The organism is Marinobacter xestospongiae (assembly GCF_023156385.1).
Classification (GTDB): domain Bacteria; phylum Pseudomonadota; class Gammaproteobacteria; order Pseudomonadales; family Oleiphilaceae; genus Marinobacter; species Marinobacter xestospongiae.
Genome location: NZ_JAKZAK010000052.1, coordinates 1 through 2,518, shown reverse-complemented (window position 1 = coordinate 2,518; position 2,518 = coordinate 1). Strand labels below are relative to the sequence as shown.

The 2,518-nt window shown below is 48.0% G+C and carries 5 protein-coding genes; all 5 read right to left on the bottom strand.

Going from position 1 to position 2,518, the window contains the following annotated elements; translation table 11 throughout:
* Window positions 1–246: 246 nt before the first annotated feature.
* On the bottom strand, window positions 247–606 hold the full coding sequence (locus tag MLD24_RS21395) for a hypothetical protein (protein WP_248169351.1): 360 nt from the start codon (window positions 604–606) through the stop codon (window positions 247–249).
* Window positions 603–1,055 carry a hypothetical protein gene (locus MLD24_RS21390; RefSeq protein ID WP_248169349.1) on the bottom strand — a complete coding sequence of 151 codons (453 nt, stop codon included), beginning with the start codon at window positions 1,053–1,055 and terminating at the stop codon, window positions 603–605. The genes MLD24_RS21395 and MLD24_RS21390 overlap by 4 nt, the downstream gene beginning before the upstream one ends.
* A gap of 126 nt (window positions 1,056–1,181) precedes the next feature.
* A complete protein-coding gene (locus MLD24_RS21385) occupies window positions 1,182–1,598 on the bottom strand; it encodes a hypothetical protein (RefSeq protein WP_248169347.1) in 417 nt (138 codons plus the stop codon).
* A gap of 379 nt (window positions 1,599–1,977) precedes the next feature.
* Window positions 1,978–2,286, bottom strand: a complete 309-nt coding sequence (locus MLD24_RS21380; protein WP_248169340.1) for a hypothetical protein — start codon at window positions 2,284–2,286, stop codon at window positions 1,978–1,980.
* Window position 2,287: 1 nt separating this feature from the next.
* Window positions 2,288–2,509 carry a hypothetical protein gene (locus tag MLD24_RS21375; RefSeq protein ID WP_227171866.1) on the bottom strand — a complete coding sequence of 74 codons (222 nt, stop codon included), beginning with the start codon at window positions 2,507–2,509 and terminating at the stop codon, window positions 2,288–2,290.
* Between the last annotated feature and the right edge of the window lie 9 nt (window positions 2,510–2,518).

Here is a 2,518-nt window from a genome sequence, read left to right as displayed (position 1 = left end):
CCTGAGCTGAGCCGGCATGGCGATGGGTCGACCAGTCTGCGAAACTTGTTGGCAGCCTATGAGAAATCCGGGCTAGAATTTAATATTTCGGTTGCAGATGTTGGGTCAATTAGTGTTTTGTCATTCATTTTAACTCTCCATATTGGTTGGTTGAAACCTGAGTTTAGCATATAACGCCCGCATTTTCGGCTGCTTTGGAGCGCAGCGGAAAGCCAGTCCGCCAACATGTGTTTGTTATGAGCGATGTTATCTAGGCGACAATTTATAAACATCTAATACGCCATCTGGCCTCCACTCAAAATAGTGACGAGTACCAGCATCTAGGCCGTATGCAACTTTCTGATTATTAGAAAAAACTTCGATATTAAACCATTGATCTCTAGAGTCTCCACTGAAAGTTGCAGATTGACCCGGTCCAAGAACATGCTCGGTGCGATCTGTGTATTTTGACTCTAGGTAAAAAGTAACACGCTGTTTTGTATGATTAGCTATATAGATATGACCAGCTTCCGCTGATATTGATGGAAAATCAGCTGAACCTTCTTGTGAGTATGCTGGCAGAGATATAGAAAACAAGCAAGATAGCATCACTAGTGCAATATTCATTTTCCTTGCTCCTCATGTGCTTCTTTGCTGTTGGCACGTCCAAGCATATAACCCGCAATGGTTCCAAACAACCCCATAGCAGGAGCTATTTGCTCGCTATCAAACCCGGCAGTGATTATAAAAAGGGTCGAAATAACTATTAGTGTAACAACTATTAACTTAATTGATTGCTCTGGTTCAAACTCAATGGATCTAATTAATACATACTCAACAGCGAACACAAGGAGCCCGAAAACTAGAACACTAATCGACATTCCAAATTCAAAACTACTAAGCCAACCTACTTTTGCACTGGAGCCTTTCTGGGGAGCAGGTAAGCGCTTAGGTTCTGGTGGAATATTTTGTTGTTCTTCTGAAATTACGTTTGCAGTATCTTGCGAATACGCTAGCGGAAAAGTCAATGGCATCAAAAGCATAGAAGTTAGCGTAAAGGTTATGGCCATTTTCATATGCCATCTCCTGATTGTCTTAGCTCATAGCACTGATTCAACGACTCATGACGTGTTTAAACACGTCACCAGACGTGATATCCCGCCACATTTTCCCTTAAAACCTATATTCTAATTCTCACTCTATCAATCACTTAGAGAGATTCTTCCCAGATTCGTTTGCATAAAATGTGTCAGATGAAACAATATCCCGACAACCACATGAGGTCTTTGGGGTCTTGCCTTTTGTCCAACAGACAGTGAATAGTATTTAGCTAGGTCGGCCAGAACATCGGGTGGGCGAAGTTGATCCAGGTTCAACGGACTGTTTCTCAAGCCTTTGAGAATAAATGCGCTATCAGGGTGACTAATCAGCCAATACTCTGGAAGACCAAGCGGTATTCGATTCACATTCTTTGAGTATTTTCTAAAAACGCGCTGTGCGGGCCCGAAAACAGTGCATTGCAGGCGGGTACTTTGGAGATCTAAAAACTTGGGGGGACCATCATCCCCTTCTTCGAGGCTATTCCGCGCCCCAACAAAGCCATCCGTTATCCGTATCATGGGAAATGACTCCTGTCGCTCCATTTGGGACCAAAGCCAGCAATAACAATGTCAACATTGCGTTTTTGACGGAATATCAGTCGGCTGGTAGTCAAGGCGAGACTTCGTGATGATGAGGAATGTAAATAAAGCTGACGGCAACAAGCAGGTTTCGGCGCAATGTAGAGATGTTTATGCCAAGTCGCTTTAGGCGGGCTTGTAAGATATAACTTACAAAGCCGATAGCGATTCTCTCATGGTGAGAGCTAATCGCATCTGTAGAATGCACCCTGAGCCACGAATACAGGACGTACCGGCTCACTGGCTGACAGCATGGATGTCTGGCCGAACGCGACACCTGCCGAGTGGCGTGACTACCAGGGAGAGATCTGGGCCAATTTCAGTGTGAGCGGCCGGTGTAGTTGAAGTGCCGCCATCCCCCTACCCTGACCAGGGCGAAGAACGTTACCGCCATTACCCAGCACACCAGCCGCAGAACTCCACGCTGCCTCAGCGTATCCCGCCGCATGGTCTGGAAGAACTTCCAGTCGCACTCGAACCGCCGGATCTCGTCGCCCCCTTGCTGGTAGCCTTGGTCGTGCTTGTTGCAGCTGGCTTCAAAGAAGCAGTTGAACAGCAGGTGCTGCAGTTTGCGGGTGAGCCAGAGCCGGCTCATCCAGGCTGGGCCGCAGCCGTTGGAGTGCTCCATATCAGATCTCCTGAGTTAATCCATTCAAGGCCGGCGCTGGACCTTCGATTCGGTCGCCGCGGATGAAGACGTGGTCGTCGATTGCAGCGGTACCCCTTACCCGCCGGTGGTCACCGGTGACCAGTTCCACCGTCACGCCGTCACTGTGTACCGCGATCACCCGGCCTTTGTCCCGGGGTTCGTTGGGGAGGATGCTGGCGAAGCGTCGGTACAGGTTACTCATGGGTTTCTA